General features: G+C 42.3%; 17 protein-coding genes and 1 riboswitch. Of the genes, 7 read left to right on the top strand and 10 right to left on the bottom strand.

Going from position 1 to position 18,695, the window contains the following annotated elements; translation table 11 throughout:
• Nucleotides 1-749 precede the first annotated feature (749 nt).
• A riboswitch (cobalamin riboswitch) is annotated at nt 750-926 on the top strand.
• Between the two features lie 373 nt (nt 927-1,299).
• The 4 genes from EO126_RS10260 to EO126_RS10245 all read left to right on the top strand — a co-directional run bounded on the left by EO126_RS10260 (nt 1,300) and on the right by EO126_RS10245 (nt 7,275).
• Entirely contained in the window at nt 1,300-3,486 is a 2,187-nt protein-coding gene (locus EO126_RS10260; RefSeq protein ID WP_127008785.1) for a methylmalonyl-CoA mutase family protein, read from the top strand.
• Nucleotides 3,486-5,669: a methylmalonyl-CoA mutase gene (gene scpA, locus EO126_RS10255; RefSeq protein WP_006555197.1), complete on the top strand. Its 2,184-nt coding sequence runs from the start codon at nt 3,486-3,488 to the stop codon at nt 5,667-5,669. The genes EO126_RS10260 and scpA overlap by 1 nt, the downstream gene beginning before the upstream one ends.
• Nucleotides 5,670-5,673: 4 nt before the next feature.
• Entirely contained in the window at nt 5,674-6,837 is a 1,164-nt protein-coding gene (gene meaB, locus EO126_RS10250; RefSeq protein ID WP_006555198.1) for a methylmalonyl Co-A mutase-associated GTPase MeaB, read from the top strand.
• Between the two features lie 111 nt (nt 6,838-6,948).
• The gene (locus EO126_RS10245) at nt 6,949-7,275 is read left to right on the top strand and encodes a hypothetical protein (protein ID WP_006555199.1); all 327 of its coding nucleotides are present in this window, start codon (nt 6,949-6,951) and stop codon (nt 7,273-7,275) included.
• A gap of 356 nt (nt 7,276-7,631) precedes the next feature.
• Here EO126_RS10245 and EO126_RS10240 read toward each other — a convergent pair whose 3' ends face one another.
• From EO126_RS10240 to nikB, 6 genes are all read right to left on the bottom strand, one after another.
• Nucleotides 7,632-8,132, bottom strand: coding sequence for a GNAT family N-acetyltransferase (locus EO126_RS10240; protein ID WP_127008784.1), 501 nt, complete (start codon nt 8,130-8,132; stop codon nt 7,632-7,634).
• 46 nt (nt 8,133-8,178) lie between these two features.
• The gene (locus tag EO126_RS10235; RefSeq protein ID WP_127008787.1) at nt 8,179-8,991 is read right to left on the bottom strand and encodes an ABC transporter ATP-binding protein; all 813 of its coding nucleotides are present in this window, start codon (nt 8,989-8,991) and stop codon (nt 8,179-8,181) included.
• Between the two features lie 43 nt (nt 8,992-9,034).
• Complete coding sequence (locus EO126_RS10230; RefSeq protein ID WP_127008783.1) at nt 9,035-9,850, bottom strand: ABC transporter ATP-binding protein; 816 nt, start codon at nt 9,848-9,850, stop codon at nt 9,035-9,037.
• 37 nt (nt 9,851-9,887) lie between these two features.
• The gene (locus EO126_RS10225; protein WP_127008782.1) at nt 9,888-11,450 is read right to left on the bottom strand and encodes an ABC transporter substrate-binding protein; all 1,563 of its coding nucleotides are present in this window, start codon (nt 11,448-11,450) and stop codon (nt 9,888-9,890) included.
• Nucleotides 11,451-11,605: 155 nt separating this feature from the next.
• Nucleotides 11,606-12,430 carry a nickel transporter permease gene (nikC, locus tag EO126_RS10220; RefSeq protein ID WP_127008781.1) on the bottom strand — a complete coding sequence of 275 codons (825 nt, stop codon included), beginning with the start codon at nt 12,428-12,430 and terminating at the stop codon, nt 11,606-11,608.
• Nucleotides 12,430-13,368 (bottom strand): nickel ABC transporter permease, encoded by a 939-nt coding sequence (gene nikB / locus EO126_RS10215; protein ID WP_127008780.1) that lies wholly within the window; start codon nt 13,366-13,368, stop codon nt 12,430-12,432. The genes nikC and nikB overlap by 1 nt, the downstream gene beginning before the upstream one ends.
• 685 nt (nt 13,369-14,053) lie before the next feature.
• Between nikB and EO126_RS10210 the strand changes: the two genes are divergently transcribed.
• Nucleotides 14,054-14,236: a hypothetical protein gene (locus EO126_RS10210; RefSeq protein WP_006555206.1), complete on the top strand. Its 183-nt coding sequence runs from the start codon at nt 14,054-14,056 to the stop codon at nt 14,234-14,236.
• On the opposite strand, the gene EO126_RS10205 is transcribed toward EO126_RS10210, so the two are convergent.
• A complete protein-coding gene (locus tag EO126_RS10205; protein WP_127008779.1) occupies nt 14,233-15,054 on the bottom strand; it encodes a sulfurtransferase in 822 nt (273 codons plus the stop codon). The two genes, EO126_RS10210 and EO126_RS10205, sit on opposite strands and share 4 nt — an antisense overlap.
• A 470-nt stretch (nt 15,055-15,524) precedes the next feature.
• Between EO126_RS10205 and EO126_RS10200 the strand changes: the two genes are divergently transcribed.
• A complete protein-coding gene (locus tag EO126_RS10200; RefSeq protein ID WP_225723694.1) occupies nt 15,525-16,223 on the top strand; it encodes a hypothetical protein in 699 nt (232 codons plus the stop codon).
• Between the two features lie 149 nt (nt 16,224-16,372).
• Here EO126_RS10200 and rpsR read toward each other — a convergent pair whose 3' ends face one another.
• Genes rpsR through rpsF form a run of 3 tightly spaced genes read right to left on the bottom strand, consistent with a single transcriptional unit; the run spans nt 16,373 to nt 17,348 of the window.
• Nucleotides 16,373-16,603: a 30S ribosomal protein S18 gene (rpsR, locus tag EO126_RS10195; RefSeq protein ID WP_006555209.1), complete on the bottom strand. Its 231-nt coding sequence runs from the start codon at nt 16,601-16,603 to the stop codon at nt 16,373-16,375.
• Nucleotides 16,604-16,644: 41 nt separating this feature from the next.
• Nucleotides 16,645-17,046, bottom strand: coding sequence for a single-stranded DNA-binding protein (locus EO126_RS10190; protein ID WP_006555210.1), 402 nt, complete (start codon nt 17,044-17,046; stop codon nt 16,645-16,647).
• A 17-nt stretch (nt 17,047-17,063) separates the two neighbouring features.
• Nucleotides 17,064-17,348 carry a 30S ribosomal protein S6 gene (gene rpsF, locus EO126_RS10185; protein ID WP_006555211.1) on the bottom strand — a complete coding sequence of 95 codons (285 nt, stop codon included), beginning with the start codon at nt 17,346-17,348 and terminating at the stop codon, nt 17,064-17,066.
• A gap of 296 nt (nt 17,349-17,644) precedes the next feature.
• Here rpsF and EO126_RS10180 point away from each other — a divergent pair, with 296 nt between their 5' ends.
• On the top strand, nt 17,645-18,616 hold the full coding sequence (locus EO126_RS10180; protein WP_006555212.1) for a diaminopimelate dehydrogenase: 972 nt from the start codon (nt 17,645-17,647) through the stop codon (nt 18,614-18,616).
• Nucleotides 18,617-18,695 lie beyond the last annotated feature (79 nt).

Below are 18,695 nucleotides of genomic sequence, written 5' to 3'. Positions count from 1 at the left end.
GCACGCCGCCAGCGTTCGTCCTGAGCCAGGATCAAACTCTCCAAGATATCTTGGAGCTATTTGCTAGCTCGTTTTTCGTTGTTGTCTCTAACCGAAGTTAGTGACTAGAATTTATTTGGTTGGTTTCGACGTTGTCGAAACCCGCACTCTGGCTATGTTCATTTCGTTAAAAATGATTACCTTACATTGTTCAGTTTTCAAAGATCTGCTTTATCGCTTTACCTTAGCGGCTTGCGACAGCTTAATTAGTATATCGCAATTAGTTTATCGTGTCAAGAACTTTTTAAAATTTCTTTTAAAAAAGTTTAGTACTAAAACTGAAAGAATATACATCACTTTTTTCAAAATAACCCGCTTTCAATTGCTTGAAGGCGGTCACTTGATGTCCCGTGATTGAGGACATGAACTATCATACCCTTTTTGCCTATGGTTCGTCAACCCTTTTTTACTAAATATTTTTAAGATTTTTAATTAAACACAACAATCCATCAAGTGTGGACAATGCATGCATTTACCTCATCTAACCTCTTTATCTGCATATAGTAGTATATATATAATGATTGTACTTCTTCTTGTATAAATACAATTTACCCCCACTACCGCCGACTATGTCCCACTATTCTAATTGCCGATTATGCATACAATGACCGTACACCTCAGTTATAACCAATCTTTATACGTTACACATGATTAAAGTATGCATTTAAATTGACACTGTTATGTTATAAACATATAATAAAATTATAAAATAAATACAGTCCCCTCTAGGTGCTTTTATGCTTAATAGAGAAGTCGGTGCAACTCCGACACGGTCCCGCCGCTGTGAAGTGAAGTTCCTTTTTAGTATGTCACTGAATATTATGTTTGGGAAGGCAAAAGGAATGATGAAGCTGAGTCAGAAGAACTGCCTAAGGAAGCATGTCGTTATACCCGCGATAGACGGGAAGATATGGTGTGATTCTTTTCGCATACAATCTTACCGTTTTGCAGTTCTACTGTGAAACGGTATTTTTTTCGAAACAACTTCCTATTGGAGACTGCCCGGTACATCCACTTATATGGCTCTTCGGTAGGAAGTTTTATTATTGTTATAGGAGGAAACAATATATCCCACCGCGTTAATTATGAGACACAGTAAGTAAGTCCAACTGCCGCTCACCATCTCACAGCGCAAGGCTAAGCGACAAACCGGTTTTACCTAATCATAAACGCAACGAAGCCATATAGTGTTGTATATAGCGAATGCATCAATTTCCTTGCATTTCATATTCTATTTGCTATGTAGAAAGGATTCGTACTATGGAACATAAGCAGCAGACTCTAGCCGTTTCAAGGCAAAATGGGCACGAGGAATTGCCCGCTGTCACCTTTGACGAGTTTGAAATTCCCAGTTATGACGAATGGCAAGCTGCCGTTGAAAAACTGTTAAAAGGCAAGCCTTTCGATAAGAGTATGTTCACGAAAACTTACGAAGGTATTTTGTTTCACCCAATTTATCGTTTAGAGGATCAAAAGAAATTAACCCAACCTTACACCTATCCGGGATTAGCGGATAAGCTCCGCGGCGCGCATGCCAGCGGCTATATCCACACACCTTGGTCAATCGCTCAGCGCTGTGATGCCAAAACCATCAGCGATGCCAACGCCATGGCAGCTTTCGAGCTCGATAAAGGCAGCACGGTTGTAAGCATTACTACCGACAGCCTGACTCAACAAGGCATCGATCCTACCGATGGTGCTGATGAAGCATTCATCGATACCGGCGTTTCTTTGAGCACAGCCGAAGATGTAAAAGCTTTATTAAAAGATATTGATGTTAACAAGCATGAAATCGAATTATTCGGCGGACCATCTGCCGTTAATCTCATCAGTGCTGTATCCATCGCCTGCAAAGCCGCCGGGTTAAAATCCGCCGAATTGCACGGTGCTATTGCGGCCGACCCTATCGGTTCTTTACTCCGTTTTGGCAAAGTAAATCGTCCGCTTGACGAACTCTATGATGATATGGCTCATACGATTCACTGGGCTAAAGCACATGCACCTAATTTAAAAACAGTCCTCGTTGATGCCGATGTATATCACAACGGCGGGGCCAACGGTATTCAAGAAGCAGCCTATGCCCTTCATACCGCTTTGACTTATATGCGCGCTATGGAACGCCGCGGTATTGATGTTGATACCTTCTGCCGTCACATTCGTTTCCACTTCAGCGTAGGCGCTACCTTCTTCATGGAAATCGCCAAACTCCGCAGTATTAAAATGCTCTGGTCCCAATTGGTACGCCATTGCGGCGGCGACGAAGATGCACAGCGCATCAATTTGTATGTAAGTACATCCGCTTTTTGCCAAACTGTATATGACCCATATGTAAACTTATTACGTGCAGCTTCCCAGTCCTTCTCGGCTGTGATAGGTGGCGTTGACGGCATGAATGTGTATCCGTTCGACCATTGTATCCGTCCGAGTGATGAATTCTCCCGTCGTATTGCCCGCAATATCCAGATTATGGAACAACATGAATTCAACTTCATTCAACCGGTCGATCCTGCCGGCGGTAGCTGGTATCTCGAACCGTTGACGGAAGAATTCACCGAAAAATCTTGGGCTAAATTCCAAGAATTAGAAAACATGGGTGGCATTATTGAAGCCATCAAAGCCGATAAAGTTCAAGAAGCCGTTCACAGTATTTTGGAAGACCGCTTCAAGAAATTGGCAACTCGCCAAGACCGTGCCGTTGGTAACAACATGTACCCTAACATGACCGAAGAATTGCTCGAAGTGCCTGAAATCAATAAGGCAGAACTTTTAAAACAACGCTTGGCCGAACTTGCCGATCAACGCAAAGCAGCCGATCAAAAAGCCATCGACGAAGCTTTACAAGTTCTTAAAGACTCCGACTTCAGCGAACCTATGTCGCTTATCGGCGCTGTAAAAACGGCCCTCACTGCCGGTGCTACCTTCGGTGAAATTACGAATGCCCTCGCCACCGATAGCCAAGGTGAAACCGTTTCGCCAATCGAAGCTCATCGCTGGACCGAACGTTATGAAAAATTACGCCGCACGACGGAAGAATTTGTTGCCGAAACCGGTGACAATGTTCATATCTTCTTGGCTAACATGGGTCCTATTCCACAACATAAAGCCCGTGCCGACTTTGTTACATCCTTCATGCAGGTTGCCGCCTTTGATGTAGCCTTAAATAACGGTTTCAAAACGGTTGATGACGCCGTAGCAGCAGCGCTTGAATCCAAAGCGGACGTAGCTATTGTATGCTCCACCGATGATACGTATCCGGAATTGGCTCCGGCCGTTACCAAAGGCATCAAAGCACAGCGCCCTGAAATGAAAGTATTCCTCGCAGGCGCTCCATCACCTGAATTAAAAGAAATGTGTGATGCTGCCGGTATGGATGACTACATCAGTGTACGCTCCAACTGCTACGAAACACTGTTACGGATGCAACAAGAAAAGGGGATGATTAAATAATGGCTAAAATACCTAATTTCGCAAATATCCCATTTGCCGGGGCCGAAGCCAATGAGCAAGCGGCTCAAGAATGGCTTACACAGTTAAAAGCTGAAACAGGCAAATCCTTTGATGAAAACTTCTATCGCACGATGGAACAAATCGATGTAGCACCGCTTTATGATCAGGGTGCTTACGCCGATTGTAATCACTTATCCTATATGGCCGGTTTACCGCCATATTTACGTGGCCCATACGCTACCATGTATGTAACCCGTCCTTGGACAGTACGACAGTACGCCGGTTTCTCCACTGCCGAAGAATCCAACGCCTTCTATCGTCGTAACCTCGCCGCCGGTCAGAAAGGCTTATCCATCGCCTTTGACCTTGCCACTCACCGCGGTTATGACTCCGACCATCCACGCGTTGTAGGCGACGTTGGTAAAGCAGGCGTAGCCGTTGACTCCATCCTCGACATGGAAATCCTCTTCTCCGGTATTCCACTCGATCAAATGTCCGTATCCATGACAATGAACGGCGCCGTTTTGCCAATCATGGCGTTCTACATCTTAGCCGGTGAAGAACAAGGCGTTGATAAAAAAGTTATGGCCGGTACGATTCAAAATGATATTTTGAAAGAGTTCATGGTACGTAACACATATATCTATCCTCCGGCCGCTTCCATGCGTATTATCGGCGATATTTTCGCTTATACATCCAAATACATGCCTAAATTTAACAGTATCTCCATTTCCGGTTACCATATGCAAGAAGCCGGTGCTACCGCCGATATCGAATTGGGTTATACTTTGGCTGACGGTCTTGAATATCTCCGTACCGGTACCCAACACGGCTTAACTATTGACCAGTTCGCCCCTCGTTTGTCCTTCTTCTGGGCTATGGGTAAAAACTACTTCATGGAAATCGCCAAAATGCGTGCCGGCCGTATGTTATGGGCTAAAATCGTTAACAGCTTCAAACCTGAAAACCCTAAATCCATGGCGCTCCGTACGCATTCGCAGACATCCGGTTGGAGTCTCACCGAACAGGATCCGTTCAACAATATTACCCGTACTTGTATCGAAGCTATGGCGGCTGCTTTGGGCCATACCCAGTCGCTTCATACGAATGCGCTTGACGAAGCCATCGCCTTGCCGACCGACTTCTCCGCACGTATTGCTCGTAATACGCAGCTTTATATCCAGGATGAAACCAAGGTATGTAAGGTTATCGACCCATGGGGCGGTTCCTATTATGTAGAATTCTTGACCAACCAATTGATTCGCAAAGCTTGGGCTCATATTCAAGAAATCGAAGAACTCGGCGGTATGTCCAAAGCTATCGACACCGGCCTTCCTAAGATGCGTATCGAAGAAGCCGCCGCTCGCCGTCAGGCTCATATCGACTCCGGCAGTGAAAAAATTGTCGGCGTTAACTATATGCGCTTAGACAAAGAAGATCCGCTCGATATCCTCGAAGTAGATAATACTACCGTACGTTTGGCTCAGATTGAACGTCTTGAAAAATTAAGAGCTAACCGCGACAACGACAAAGTTCGCCAATGCCTCGATGCCATTACGCATTCCATGGAAACCGGCGAAGGCAACTTATTGGAATTAGCCGTAGAAGCGGCGCGTGCTCGTGCTTCCAAGGGTGAAATTTCCGATGCCGTTGAAAAAGTTTGCGGTCGTCATAAAGCAATCATCCGCTCCATCTCCGGCGTATACAGCAGTGAATTCAGCGATGATGATGTTATCTCCGAAGTACGTCAGATGACCGATGACTTCGAAGAACGCGAAGGTCGTCGACCTCGTATCTTTATCGCTAAAATGGGTCAGGACGGTCATGACCGCGGTGCGAAAGTTATTGCTACCGCCTTCGCCGATATGGGCTATGACGTAGATATCGGACCTTTATTCCAAACTCCGGAAGAAGCTGCCCAAGACGCTGTAGATAATGACGTTCACATCGTCGGCATCAGCTCCTTGGCTGCCGGCCATAAAACACTTATGCCACAGCTTATTGAAGAGCTCAAAAAACGCGGCCGTGAAGATATCATGGTTATCATCGGCGGCGTAATTCCGGCTCAAGATTATGATTTCTTATATGAACACGGTGCCGCTGCCATCTTTGGCCCTGGTACCATTATCCCTGTATGTGCGAAGAAAGTACTCGAATTGTTAAATGAACGTCTAGAGGAGTGATACTATGACGGAACGATATAAACCGTCCTGGGTTCCCGAAGCAGATGATGATAAATTCGCCTGCCGCGTTATGCGCGGCCTCAATGACAGTCCTTTGCGTAATACCACAAGTACACCGCCTCAGCAAACCGGCAAACGGCCGGCCAAACTTACCGTCGATGATTATGTGGAAGGCATTTTAAGCGGCAATCGCATGATGCTGTCCCGTGCCATTACCCTCATCGAAAGTAATGCAGCCGCCCATTTTGAAATGGCTCAGCAAGTTATTCAAAAAGTGTTGCCGTATACCGGTAAAGCAACGCGTATCGGCATCACCGGTGTACCGGGCGCCGGTAAATCCACCTTTATCGAATGTCTCGGTACCAAACTTTGCCAAGAAGGTCATAAAGTGGCCGTTTTGGCCGTTGATCCGTCCAGTACCGTAACCGGCGGTAGTATTTTGGGTGATAAAACTCGTATGTTTACTTTATCACGGCAAGAAAATGCCTTCATTCGTCCTTCCCCTTCGGGTGGGACGCTTGGCGGCTTAACCCGTAAAAGCCGTGAAACCTTACTTCTTTGTGAAGCAGCCGGCTATGACACGATTCTTGTCGAAACCGTCGGTGTCGGTCAAAGTGAAACCACTGTGCGCTCCATGGTCGACTTTTTCCTTTTAGTCGTACTGACCGGTGCCGGTGACGAACTGCAGGGTATGAAAAAAGGTGTAATCGAACTGTCCGATGGCATTGTAGTCAACAAAGCGGACGGTGACAATAAACCGAAAGCCCTAATTACGAAATCGGAATACAATCGTATTCTTCATTTCTTACGGCCTGCCACAGAAGGCTGGATTACCAAGGCATACACTTGCTCGGCGTACACCGGCGAAGGCGTTATGGAGCTTTGGCATGATGTTATTGAAAAATTCATCGAACAGTGCCAAGCCAACGGCGTCTTACAAGAACGGCGCAAACAGCAAACTATGTCGTGGGTATATTCCATGGTGGAAGAACATCTTCATAACTTATTCTATCGGGCGCCGCGTATCATTGCTTGCAAAGACAGCGTAGAAAACCAAGTACTCCAAGGTGAGCTGACACCAACCTTAGCGGTACAACAGCTTATCAATACTTTCATTGAAGAAAAATTGGAGCCTATCGGATCTAAAAACAATCCGATACTCAAATAGGGACTGTCCGATTACGCGACTCGCCCCAAGGTCTGCACAAGCGCGGCAACGCCTTGTGCAAAGGCCTTATAACGCCTTACAACAGGAATCCACAGAAAGGAGGCCATCCGATTGACTTCAACAAATCAAGAAAATGACTACAAAGTGCCTCAAGGATTACTCGACCTTGTATCGCGCCGTTATAATGTAGAAATTATCGACAGTCACTACATTTTAGTGGACGATAAATTTAACCGTTATAACATTATGTATGATATTCGCTTACCCCAAACCGTACAGACAGCGCTTCGCTCGAAGTACGGCCCTAACGATACGGCTATGCATGTTAAATGGGAATTTATAGAGTCAACCGACAGCGTTCGCTTTTATTCGGAGATTGGCAACAATATACTCCTCCTCTTAGATAGTGTAATGTCTGAAAATGACGATGCTATTTAAGTGTTTATATAGCTGACCCCAAAGAAACATTACTCACCCCCCAACGCTACTTTATAGTTTTCATTGTGCACGGCCCATAAGAAAAGCGTAATGCAGAGATTCATTTCGAATCCAATTGCATTACGCTTTTTCTTTTATGTATTTAATTGTGTATATTCACTTAAATCTTTGCTTGTGAATAACTTTTTTTTGAAAACTTAATCACTATTCTGTGGATAAGTCGTCTTTTTCGGTGGATAAGTAGTGGATAACTTGTAATTATTTGTGCATAAGCGCTTGATTTTCTGTGTATAAATTACCCTGTTTTAGTGGATAACTTTAAAACACAGGACCTCTACAGTCTTTATACACTCAAATTATACCAACTCTTTGCTGAGCCAAATCGTTTCCCACTCATCCCCCATATCCTGGAACTCAATGTAACCATGGCGTTTCCAAAAGGCACAACCTTTAGTAAGAAATTTATGCGTATTCAAACATAAATGAGTATAACCAAACTCTTTAGCCGTTGTTTCCAATACTTTATAAATCTGACGACCATAACCGCTACTTTGTGATTTGGGAGAAATATACACCCGTGATATATATCCCCAAAGTGATGCATCTTTACAATGAAGCGGTCGACGATGATGAGCTTCTAAAGGACTTATACAACCTGTCCCCATGACCTCATCATTTTCATAGAGCACATAGAAAGAACTTCGCTTATCGGGTGAATAATGTTCAGCTAATTGTAAAAAATATTTATTGTGATCACTATCTAACGATCTTCTGTAATGTACATGCATTTGCTCGACCAAGAATTGATAAATCGGTTCTCTTTCTGTGTCCGGTGTAATCAGTTCTATCCGTACCATACCTTCTAAATCAGCCCCCAAGTTCCCTACTATTTATTGCTACTTACTATACTGTTACCGGTTCGCGATGCTCCGTCACTTCAAATACAGCTGCCAGTAATTTACGCGTATACGGATGCTTGGCTTCCGTTAAATGTTCTGCCGAAATAGCTTCTACAACTTCACCGTTATACATAACAACTACACGATGACAGATACTGCGAATCAAAGCAATGTCATGGGCAACAAATAAATAGGTTAACTGTTTTTCCTTCTGTAATTTAACGAGCAATTTTGCAATAGAATCCTGTACGGATACATCGAGTGCAGAGGTAGCTTCGTCAAATACAACAATATCCGGTTCCAATACTAAGGCACGGGCAATGGCTACCCTTTGACGCTGACCGCCACTCATTTCATGAGGATAACGTTTGGCAAAGGTACCGTTAAGACCAACTAACTCCAAGTACTTGGTAGCAATAGCCGTTGTTTCGCCTTTTTTCAAAAGGCCGAAATTATACAAAGGTTCACAGATAATATCTTCAACTGACATACGAGGATCAAACGCTTGCGAAGAGTCCTGGAACACCATCTGAATTTTACGGCGTTGTTCTCGTTTTTCTTTGGATGAAGCTTTGGAGATTTCCACGCCGTTCAAATAAATTTCACCGCCTGAAGGAGCCGTCATTTGCATGATCATATTCATGAGCGTACTTTTACCGGAGCCCGACTCACCAACGATTCCCAATGATTCCCCGCGCCATAAGGACCAAGATACATCTTTACAGGCTTGTAAGGTACCACCATTTGGTAAAGAATAGTTTTTACAAAGATTTTTTACTTCCAAAATCGGTGTACCCACGCCGTCAGCCGCCACCATCGAAGTATGAGTACCGCTATTTTCAGTATAAGTTGCTTCTTCCTTATTCAACTGTGTCGACATAGCGTTTCCCTCCTAACGTTGGTACAGCATCCAATAACTGCTGGGTATAGGCTGAATGCTCTTTGAAAAGAACGTCATCCCGTGAACCGTAATCTACTACTTTACCTTGTTGCATAACCATGATTTTATCCGCCATATGAGCGGCCACCCCAATATTATGGGTTACCATGATAATGCCGGTACGGCTCTTCTGACAAAGCCGCATCAATTCATCTACAATCTGAGCCTGCGTCGTCACATCAAGAGCCGAAGTCGGTTCATCGGCAAGTAACAAGTGTGGCGTGAAAGCCATAGCCATGGCAATCCCCAAACGCTGACGTTGACCGCCGCTCAGTTCAAACGGATATCGTTTTAAAAAGTCTGTATCCGCCGGTAAGGAAACCATTTTCATCAATTCTATGGCTTTTGTTTCTGCCGCCGCTTTATCAAGATTACTGTGACGACGAATATGGGCAATAAACTGTTTACCGATTGTTTGAATCGGATCCATAGCACTGCCGCTATCCTGGAAGATCATGGAAATATCGGTGCCCCGATATTTCCGCCATTCTTCCTCGGACCAATGAGCAATGTCTTGACCACGATAATGAGCCTGTCCACCCACAACGTGACCACCTACGGACAATAAGCCTAATAGGGCCCGAATTACCGTGGTTTTACCACTGCCGGACTCACCTACGATAACCAGAATTTCGCCTTCTTCTAAGGAAAACGTAACGTCTGTCACAGAAGGCGCCGCTTCACCATAGGCTATGCTCAAATTATTTACTTCTACCAGTGCGGCCTCCCGTGTCATATCGTTTGCGCACATCCTTTCTCATAATTCATCAAAATTATTTAGCAATGTCTTTCGTAATCCAATAGTAATCGGCTGGGAACATAACTACACCTTTAAGTGCTTTATTGGCAACAATATTTGTCATTGGATACCCTAAGAATAAAGCTGCACCGTCATTCAAGAGAATCTGCTGTGCTTCAATAATTAATTGACGACGAACAGCCGGATCAAATTCAGTAGACAATGCATCTAATTTAGCATCATATTCCGGATTACTGTAACCGGAACCGTTTTGCGGATTATCGCCGTTAACATTAGTTTTCCAGTACCATTTAAGGAATGTTTCAGGGTCACCGGTATTAGCCGTTACGATATTGGAGATAAGCAAATCATAATCCCCATCAATACCCATTTTATCGATTAATGTATAGTCAACCGTTTTGATTTTCACATCAACGCCCACTTTACGAAGGTCAGCTTGTACCGCTTCAGCGAAGATAGGTAATTCCGCACGGCTGTTGTATACCACGAAGTTAACGGACAACGGACGACCGTCTTTATCTAATATTCCGTCGCCATCGGTATCTTTCCAACCGGCTTCTGCCAACAATTGTTTAGAGCGGTCAGGATTGTACGCATTTGGATCAGTCAATTGATTAAAGCCATAATCCATGGATGGCGGAATCGGAGCTTTGCCAGGAATGAAAGTGCCTTTTAAAAGTACGTCCGCATAGTTTTGACGATCCGTAGCACTGATAAAGGCAGCACGCACTTTAGGGTCACCCAATAAGCCTTTTTGATTAATACGCGCCAATACTACACGCAAGGAGGCAATTTCATCAACCTGGAATTTATCGTTGCCTTTGAAAAGGTCAATTTCGCCCGGCCCGATGTTAACAGCCATATCCACTTCACCGGATTGCAATGCCATAGCACGGGTATTAGGGTCTTCGATGGACGGCACTTCTACTGTTTTAAATGGTACGGTACCATTCCAGTAATTTTCATTAGCTTTTAACACGGATTTATCTTTGCTGTACGAAACAACGGTGTACGGACCGGTCGCAATCGGACCTTCTTTAGCAAAATTACGGCCGTCTTTTTCTGCCTGTACATCAACAACAAGGAATAACGGATCCGCTAACAAGCCCGGCATATTAGGCATTGGTTTTTTAGTTTTGATGATTAAATCCTGCCCATTTGCTTCAATGGAATCATATTCGAAAAATGTGCTGGCACGTTTAGCTTTAGCAAAAGCACGCTCAATAGATTCTTTTACTTCAGCAGCCGTTACTTTTTTACCGTTAGAGAATTTAGCCTTGTCATCAATCGTAAATGTCCAAGTCAATTTATCATCAGCCAAGGACCATTTAGATGCTATCCAAGGTTTAGCCACCATGGATTTGTCAAACTTGGTAAGCGTTTCACCGATACCGTAACGCATAACTACCCAAGCATAGAAGTTATCCGTAGGTTCTAAGGTATCCGCAAAGTTAGTTACCCCTACTTTTAACACGTCTTTGTTATCTGCAGAATCGCTACCGCAACCGGCCAAAAGCGACGCTGCCAACACCACGCCTAAACCACCAAGTAAGGCTTTGCGCCAGAATTTTTTCATAATCAACATCCCTCCATAAACTAAAACATCAACCAAAAACACACTGTTTGATTAACACTAACACTCAAGATGAATTTATATAAATCCCTAACGGGTATCATCTGACAAAATAAAATACGGAAACCGCCCAATAACTTATATAAAGTGCCCGCTCTTTAGCCTCTGTTTTGCCGCGGATCCAAGATATCACGCAAGCTGTCGCTCCAAAGGTTAAAAATAGATACTACGATAAGAATAGCCGCACCTGGGAAAATCATAAGCCAAGGTGCCAACTGTAAATATTGACGGCCTTCATTAAGCATTAAACCCCATTCCGGTGTCGGCGCTTGTGCTCCAAAACCAAGGAAAGACAACCCGGCTATTTCAAGCATCATAACACCAAGGTCCATACTCGCCGTAACAACTACGAGCGGCATGATATTCGGTAAAACGTGACGACGTAAGATAACGGCTGATGTACCACCACTCATAATGGCCGCCGCAATATAATCTTCTTGACGAACTTTAATAACAAGACTTCGAACCAGCCGGGCATATTTAGCCCAACCTACAATGGTCAAGGCCAAAATCGTATTGCCCACACTACCGCCCATAATACCGGCAATAGCAATTGCTAAGATGATACCAGGGAAGGAAATCATAATATCACAAATACGCATGAGTACCATTTCAACTTTACCACCGAAGTAACCGGCTAAGGAACCTACGACCGTACCAATGGAGGCTACCAAAAACACAATGGTAAAACCCATGAACAAAGATAAACCGGTACCGTAAATAATACGGGATAATACATCACGACCTAATTTATCCGTCCCGAACCAATGTGCCTCGCTCGGTGCTTTCAAGGCATTAGCCAAATCAGCAGCAAAGGGATCGTTTGGTGTTAAGAACGGTGAAAAAATAGCCACTAATACAACCAACAAAACTAAAGATGTATAGAAGGAGAAAGTTTTATGTGTTCTAATAAATTCTTTCATTATTTACTCCCCCTTCTCAATCTGGGATCCAACAATGTATACGAATAATCGATGATGCCGTTAATCAACATATACGCAATGGAGGCCCAAAGAACAAATCCTTCAATTAACGGATAGTCACGGAAGGTAATCGCCTGTACAGCCATTTTACCAAGGCCCGGCCACGAGAATACCATCTCTACTACCGCTACACCGCCTAGTAACCACCCCATGGACATGCCGAAAATGGTAAGCAACGGTAAAAAGGCATTCGGCAAAATATGTTTAAACATAATTTCCGTATTCGTCATACCACGCGCTCTGGCACCTACGGCATAATCTTTATTAATTTCTTCCAAAACTACCAAGCGTACCTGACGCATAAATTTTGAAATCAACGTAAATGCCAATGTAAAAGCAGGTAAAATGGCATTTTTTAACGAAACGGTAGCCGTCGCAATCGATGCAATACCTAATTTATAGCCGAAAATGTAGAGTAGCATAAGACCAAGCCAGAAGGCCGGTATGGAAATACCAATAAATGCAATCCCGCGGAAAAGGTAGTCAGGCCATTTATTCTGGTAGATAGCTGCGATAACCCCCATGGGGACGGCTATGACGAGTAGCATCACAATTGTTACACTCGCCAACATGAGCGTACCCGGTAAGGCCTCCATCATCTTATCTACAACCGGTTTCTTGGCCGAATACGACATGCCAAGATCACCTTGTACCGCATGAGACAACCAATTACCATACTGCACCAAAAACGGTTTATCTAAGCCCAATTCTTGCCTCGTATGATCAATCAGTTCCTGTGAAACCATGGTGTCCGCGGTTTCCAAAATCATGAGCACAGGGTCGCCCGGTGCCAGAAAACTTAAACTGAAAGTTAAAAACGTAACCCCAATTACCGTCACCAACACCTGCCCCAAATGCTGCAGTGTTTTTTTAAACATTCCTGCCCCTCCCTAATATAGCTCTAGCCTAATCTGATTGAAACGTTGTTTTTCATAATCCCTTAATGACAAAATAAGCAATAAAAAAACTCGCCTTTAATGGCGAGTATGCAAATCTTACAAATTAACCCTACAACACTTGTTCGTTATAGAATTAGCAAGAGTATATTATTCAAATTTTGAAAATAACTTCTTTAATCACTAATATGTTAGCCTATTTACTGTAAATGTGTCAACAAAAAATCATGAATTTTTGAATATTTTAGGGCATTTTTTAACAAAATAACCATTTATATTGATAGATTCCTATATTTACTCAAATTTTCTTCTATTTATTATACCCTGGCAGGTATGGCATTATACCATAAAGGGTATATGTACTTTTTACAGTATACGTGAGTTTACCGGAGATAATACTCAAAAAATGAAGCTATAAGTTAATAGCAATAAATAATAAGAAATATATTGATATTAATTATGATCAATTCATAGTCAGCTAAATTTCCACTCAAATAGTATCATTATAAATTAAACAAAATTAAATAAAAGTTAGTGAAAATCATGTCATTTTTACTCATTTATACTTCACATTTCAAATAAAAGGTGTATAATAAACGCATATTATACTTTTATCAAGATGTAATCAATAATTTATATACCATGATTAATAAGGAGTTATTAGTGTATGAAGAACAAGGATAAGACGCCAATTATACTGTACTTTGGGGAATTTAATAAACAGTTAGAGGCCGAAATCGTTGTTAAAGAAAAAAGGGAGCCCTATTATACTTCAAATGAAGAAAGCCCGGCGATGATTCGCCGAGCCTATTTTCAGTCAGAACATTATAGAAAGAAGAGAAGGAACTAAGCCTTCACGAACTCACAACCCGTTTTAATCGGGAAGTTTTCATACGTTACCCAATCACTGGAACTTCCCACATAAAGAGCCGATTCAATACCAATTTCACTCATGGCGAGCATGGCAAGACAAGCAGTAATACCGGAGCCGCAATATGTAACAATCGGAGTCTTAGTTGTTTTCAAATCTTTAAACATTTCATTTAACTCTGCTTCGGGTTTGAGACCATTGGCGTTGAAGCAGTCTTCCCAATAATAGTTAACAGCCGTAGGAATATGACCGGTCATGCCGTCCATCGTATCGATAACACTGCCGTCATAACGTTCACCGGCACGAGCATCAACAATGATATGATCGCCGTTTTCACTGGCCGCTAACACTTCAGCACGACTCATGAGCATATGAGGCTGCAAACGATAATCCAACTCGCCTATTTCAGTTGGCGATGCAGTCGACTCTGTTGCCAAAGAATGACCTTCTTTGACCCACCGTTCAATGCCGCCTTCCAACACTTTCACATTTTCTAAACCGATATAATGAAGCATCCACCAAAGGCGACCGGCTAAAAAAATCCATCTGTCACAGATAACGACGGTACTATCTTTGGTAATACCAAAGCGTTCCATCTTTTTAGCAAATTCAACCATATTCGGTAAAGGATGACGACCGCCGTGTTCTTCAACCGGACCGGATAAATCACCGGCTAAATTGACCACAAAAGCACCTTCAATGTGCCCCGCAGCATAAGCCTTATCACCACGTACATCTAAAATGACAACATTCTTTTGAATATTGACTAATTCTTGAGGCGTAATAAAGTTTTTCATGTGAGTACCTCCCTATATATTAATTAGATAATATATCAGAAAACATCTATATAGTGTTATTGTAGCAAAAACTATTAGTATAGCCAATAACTATCAATTGCATTACTACATATTAGCTAAAGGCATTATCTCAAGACAAACAGACATTATTCACCATCACTTTTTGAATTTCTTTGAATTTTATTCTAATTAAGAGTATAATAAAAACATATAAGATAATTCATGTTATTTATAAATAGAATCAAATACCATCAAAAAAATTTTAAAAAACAACTTACCAAGTAAATATCAGACTCCAACTAGCTCCACATCAAGCTAGCGGATATAAATTTTATTATTTCCCAATATAGTGAGGAGGGATAAAAATTAAAGGTATAGTGTATTACAGAGTGTTTTAAGTAAGGAGTAGAATTATTGAAGCTTTTTTAGGGGTTATTACGTTATTAGCTATTATTTGGTGCATTGTCGGTATGTTTAGTCCAAATAAAGTAGCACCATTTTTTAAATCAAACAGAAGAAAACTAATTCTTCTAACTACATTTATCATATTTATCGCTTGTGGTATGTTAGCACCTGATTCCGGTAAAACCAGTACGACCGGAGGCAACGCAACACAAGCAGCCCAAACAGCACAGGATAAAGAAAAACAGAAAGAAAACGCCCAGGCTGATGCAATGAATATATTAGGTTCCGTTCCACAAGAAAACGACCAAGTAAAAAACCAAACGATCTACAGACCTTGGGGGAATGGACCGGTTCCTGCCGATACAAACCTTTATTGGTACGCCGTTGTAAAAGATAAATCTGTTACCGAACGTATAAAGTTAGTACATTTTACGAGCGATATCAATTGGGTTTTCTGGGATGAATTAATTTTTTCCACAGATCAGGGTAAATGGGAGTATAAAATAAATGCCTTTGCAGGTCAATCTGGTGACGGTAAGCATACAGAAGTAGTAATGGGCGGGAAATATGAAACATTAGATGTACCATATGATAAATTACGTCCGGGCATCAAATTATTAACAGAAGGTACGAACCCTATTATCAGAATGAAGGGTGCTCAACATCAAGCGGATTTCCAAGTGCCACAAGCAACAATTGACCAAATGAAAGCAGCTCAACAACTTGACCAAGATTTGACTATATTAGGTGGAAAATTAAAATAAATAAAGCTTAATCTAATTAAAAAGAGACTGTAACTAAAATGCGGGATTTAAAAGTCACATTTTGCTGCAGTCTCTTTTTTACTATCACCATAACATAAAAAAGAACCCGGTAACCGTAAAGTTACCGGGTTTTAGTATCTTATGCGATCTTATTCGGCTGTGAATGGCAACAAAGCAATAGCGCGAGCGCGTTTGATTGCTAATGTTAATTTACGCTGATGTTTAGCGCAAGTGCCGGAAATGCGACGTGGAAGAATTTTGCCGCGTTCAGTCGTAAAACGACGAAGTTTAGCAATATCTTTGTAGTCGATTTGATCTACATGATCAACGCAGAAGTTACATACTTTTCTTCTTGGTTTTCTGCTTCTATCTCTTCTCATTATGTGAATCCTCCTTTTCGAATTAGTAGGAGTCCTAAACACTAGAACGGAATGTTTTCTTCGTTGCTGCTACCGAAGTTATCAAAATTAGAAGACCCGCCACCAAAGCTGTCGGTGTTCTGAGTATCTAACGATGTACCAACAAAGTTGGCCACTACTTCAGTTACATAGCGTTTTTGCCCATCCTGAGTTTCATAAGAACGGGTATTCAAACGACCTTCAACGAAACAACGGCTCCCTTTTCGTAGGTTACCAGCTGCTTCCCCTAATTTACCCCAAGCTACACAGTTGATGAAGGCAGTTTGTTCCTTCTGTTCATTGGTAGTGGAATCAAAATATGTGTTTGTCGCAGCCACTGTAAATGATGCTACGGCTCTACCTGTTTTAGTAAAGCGCACTTCAGGGTCACGAGCTAAATTACCTAAGATCTGTACTGAGTTCATAGTAAACCTCCCAGAGCTTACTTGCCGTGTTTAACAATTAGGTGTTTAAGGACATCATCGTTGATTTTTAATACACGATCGATTTCTTTGATTTCTGCAGGATCTGCTTCAAAGTTAACCAATACATAGAAACCGTCAGTGAATTTTTTCACTGCGTAAGCAAGACGACGCTTGCCCCAACGATCTACCTTTTCTACTGTGCCGCCTACACGAGCAATCAAAGCTTCTACTTTTTCAATAACCGCATTGGTTGTCTCTTCTTCGGCTGGTTTCACAATCACCATGACTTCGTATTTGTTCATACAAAATCACCTCCTCTTTTGGACATATGCCCCTATCTTCCATAGGGGTAGGAAGCGCTTACCATCAATAAGCTTTATAATTATATACTAATTCCAACTAAAAGGCAAATTTTTTATGAAAAAAAGCCGAAAATTTCCTATAATTACTATTTGCTGTTCATACTATTCTAATTTTCTATAGAAAATGACATTTTTAACTATACACCGAACTCTACACAGAGTATACTTAAATAAGAGTGTATATCAAAAAGATTGCAATGATTACAATACTGTTATATATGTAGGAGGTTTGACCTATGAAAATTAGAGTAGGCATCGTAGGCTACGGCAACTTGGGCCGCGGCGTAGAAGCGTCTGTAAAATTACAGCCGGACATGGAATTAGTTGGTGTTTTTTCCCGTCGTAGTGGTTTAAAAACGGTGAGCGGTATGCCAAGCTATGCTATGAGCGAATTGGAAAGCTTTAAAGGCAAAATCGACGTTATGGTTCTCTGCGGCGGTTCCGCTACGGACTTAATCGAACAAACTCCGATGGTCGCTAAACATTTCACCGTTATCGACAGCTTCGATACCCATGCACGCATTCCGGAACATTTTGAAAATGTTAACAAAGCTGCTAAAGAAGGCGGCAATGCTGCATTAATTTCTTGCGGTTGGGATCCGGGCATGTTCTCTTTACAACGTGTATTTGCCGAAAGCATTTTACCGCAAGGTAAATCCTACACCTTCTGGGGCCGTGGTGTAAGCCAAGGTCACTCCGATGCCATTCGTCGTTTGGATAGCGTAGTAGATGCTCGTCAATATACAGTACCTCGTGAAGAATATTTGGAACAAATTCGTCAAGGTCAAACTCCTGAAGTTACGGCTCAATCCGGTCATCTTCGTGAATGCTATGTAGTAGCCGCTGAAGGCGCTGACAAAGCTAAAATCGAAAATGAAATTAAAACAATGGAAAACTACTTCGTTGGTTATGAAACAATCGTTCATTTCATCTCCCAAGAAGAACTCGACAAAAACCACAAAGGCATTCCACACGGCGGTTTTGTACTTCGCAGCGGCGAAAGCACCGAAGGTACCCGTCACGTTGTAGAATATTCCTTAAAACTCGACAGCAATCCTGAATTCACAGGCTCTGTATTGACTGCTTATGCACGCGGCATTTACCGTTTGGCAAAACACGGCGGCACCGGCGCTTACACTGTATTCGATATTCCACCGGCTTGGATTTCCACTCACAGTGCTGAAGAATTGCGTGCTCATTCTTTATAATTTATAACAATATATTAATACCAACAATAGAATAACCTATATACTAAGAGGCTGTAACGAATTCAGATTCTAATCTGCA

It is taken from the genome of Veillonella seminalis, assembly GCF_003992065.1.
Lineage (GTDB): Bacteria > Bacillota > Negativicutes > Veillonellales > Veillonellaceae > Veillonella_A > Veillonella_A seminalis.
Note: the sequence above shows the minus strand (reverse complement) of the source record. Positions and strands in the feature narration are given on the sequence as shown.

Excerpts from the sequence above, each read along its gene's own strand:
- EO126_RS10260 (WP_127008785.1), top strand. The coding sequence starts at position 1,300 with ATGGAACATAAGCAGCAGACTCTAGCCGTTTCAAGGCAAAATGGGCAC.
- scpA (WP_006555197.1), top strand. The coding sequence starts at position 3,486 with ATGGCTAAAATACCTAATTTCGCAAATATCCCATTTGCCGGGGCCGAA.
- meaB (WP_006555198.1), top strand. The coding sequence starts at position 5,674 with ATGACGGAACGATATAAACCGTCCTGGGTTCCCGAAGCAGATGATGAT.
- EO126_RS10240 (WP_127008784.1), bottom strand. The coding sequence starts at position 8,132 with ATGGTACGGATAGAACTGATTACACCGGACACAGAAAGAGAACCGATT.
- EO126_RS10235 (WP_127008787.1), bottom strand. The coding sequence starts at position 8,991 with ATGGTGGCGGCTGACGGCGTGGGTACACCGATTTTGGAAGTAAAAAAT.
- EO126_RS10230 (WP_127008783.1), bottom strand. The coding sequence starts at position 9,850 with ATGACACGGGAGGCCGCACTGGTAGAAGTAAATAATTTGAGCATAGCC.
- EO126_RS10225 (WP_127008782.1), bottom strand. The coding sequence starts at position 11,450 with ATGAAAAAATTCTGGCGCAAAGCCTTACTTGGTGGTTTAGGCGTGGTG.
- nikC (WP_127008781.1), bottom strand. The coding sequence starts at position 12,430 with ATGAAAGAATTTATTAGAACACATAAAACTTTCTCCTTCTATACATCT.
- nikB (WP_127008780.1), bottom strand. The coding sequence starts at position 13,368 with ATGTTTAAAAAAACACTGCAGCATTTGGGGCAGGTGTTGGTGACGGTA.
- EO126_RS10210 (WP_006555206.1), top strand. The coding sequence starts at position 14,054 with ATGAAGAACAAGGATAAGACGCCAATTATACTGTACTTTGGGGAATTT.
- EO126_RS10205 (WP_127008779.1), bottom strand. The coding sequence starts at position 15,054 with ATGAAAAACTTTATTACGCCTCAAGAATTAGTCAATATTCAAAAGAAT.
- EO126_RS10200 (WP_225723694.1), top strand. The coding sequence starts at position 15,525 with ATGTTTAGTCCAAATAAAGTAGCACCATTTTTTAAATCAAACAGAAGA.
- rpsR (WP_006555209.1), bottom strand. The coding sequence starts at position 16,603 with ATGAGAAGAGATAGAAGCAGAAAACCAAGAAGAAAAGTATGTAACTTC.
- EO126_RS10190 (WP_006555210.1), bottom strand. The coding sequence starts at position 17,046 with ATGAACTCAGTACAGATCTTAGGTAATTTAGCTCGTGACCCTGAAGTG.
- rpsF (WP_006555211.1), bottom strand. The coding sequence starts at position 17,348 with ATGAACAAATACGAAGTCATGGTGATTGTGAAACCAGCCGAAGAAGAG.
- EO126_RS10180 (WP_006555212.1), top strand. The coding sequence starts at position 17,645 with ATGAAAATTAGAGTAGGCATCGTAGGCTACGGCAACTTGGGCCGCGGC.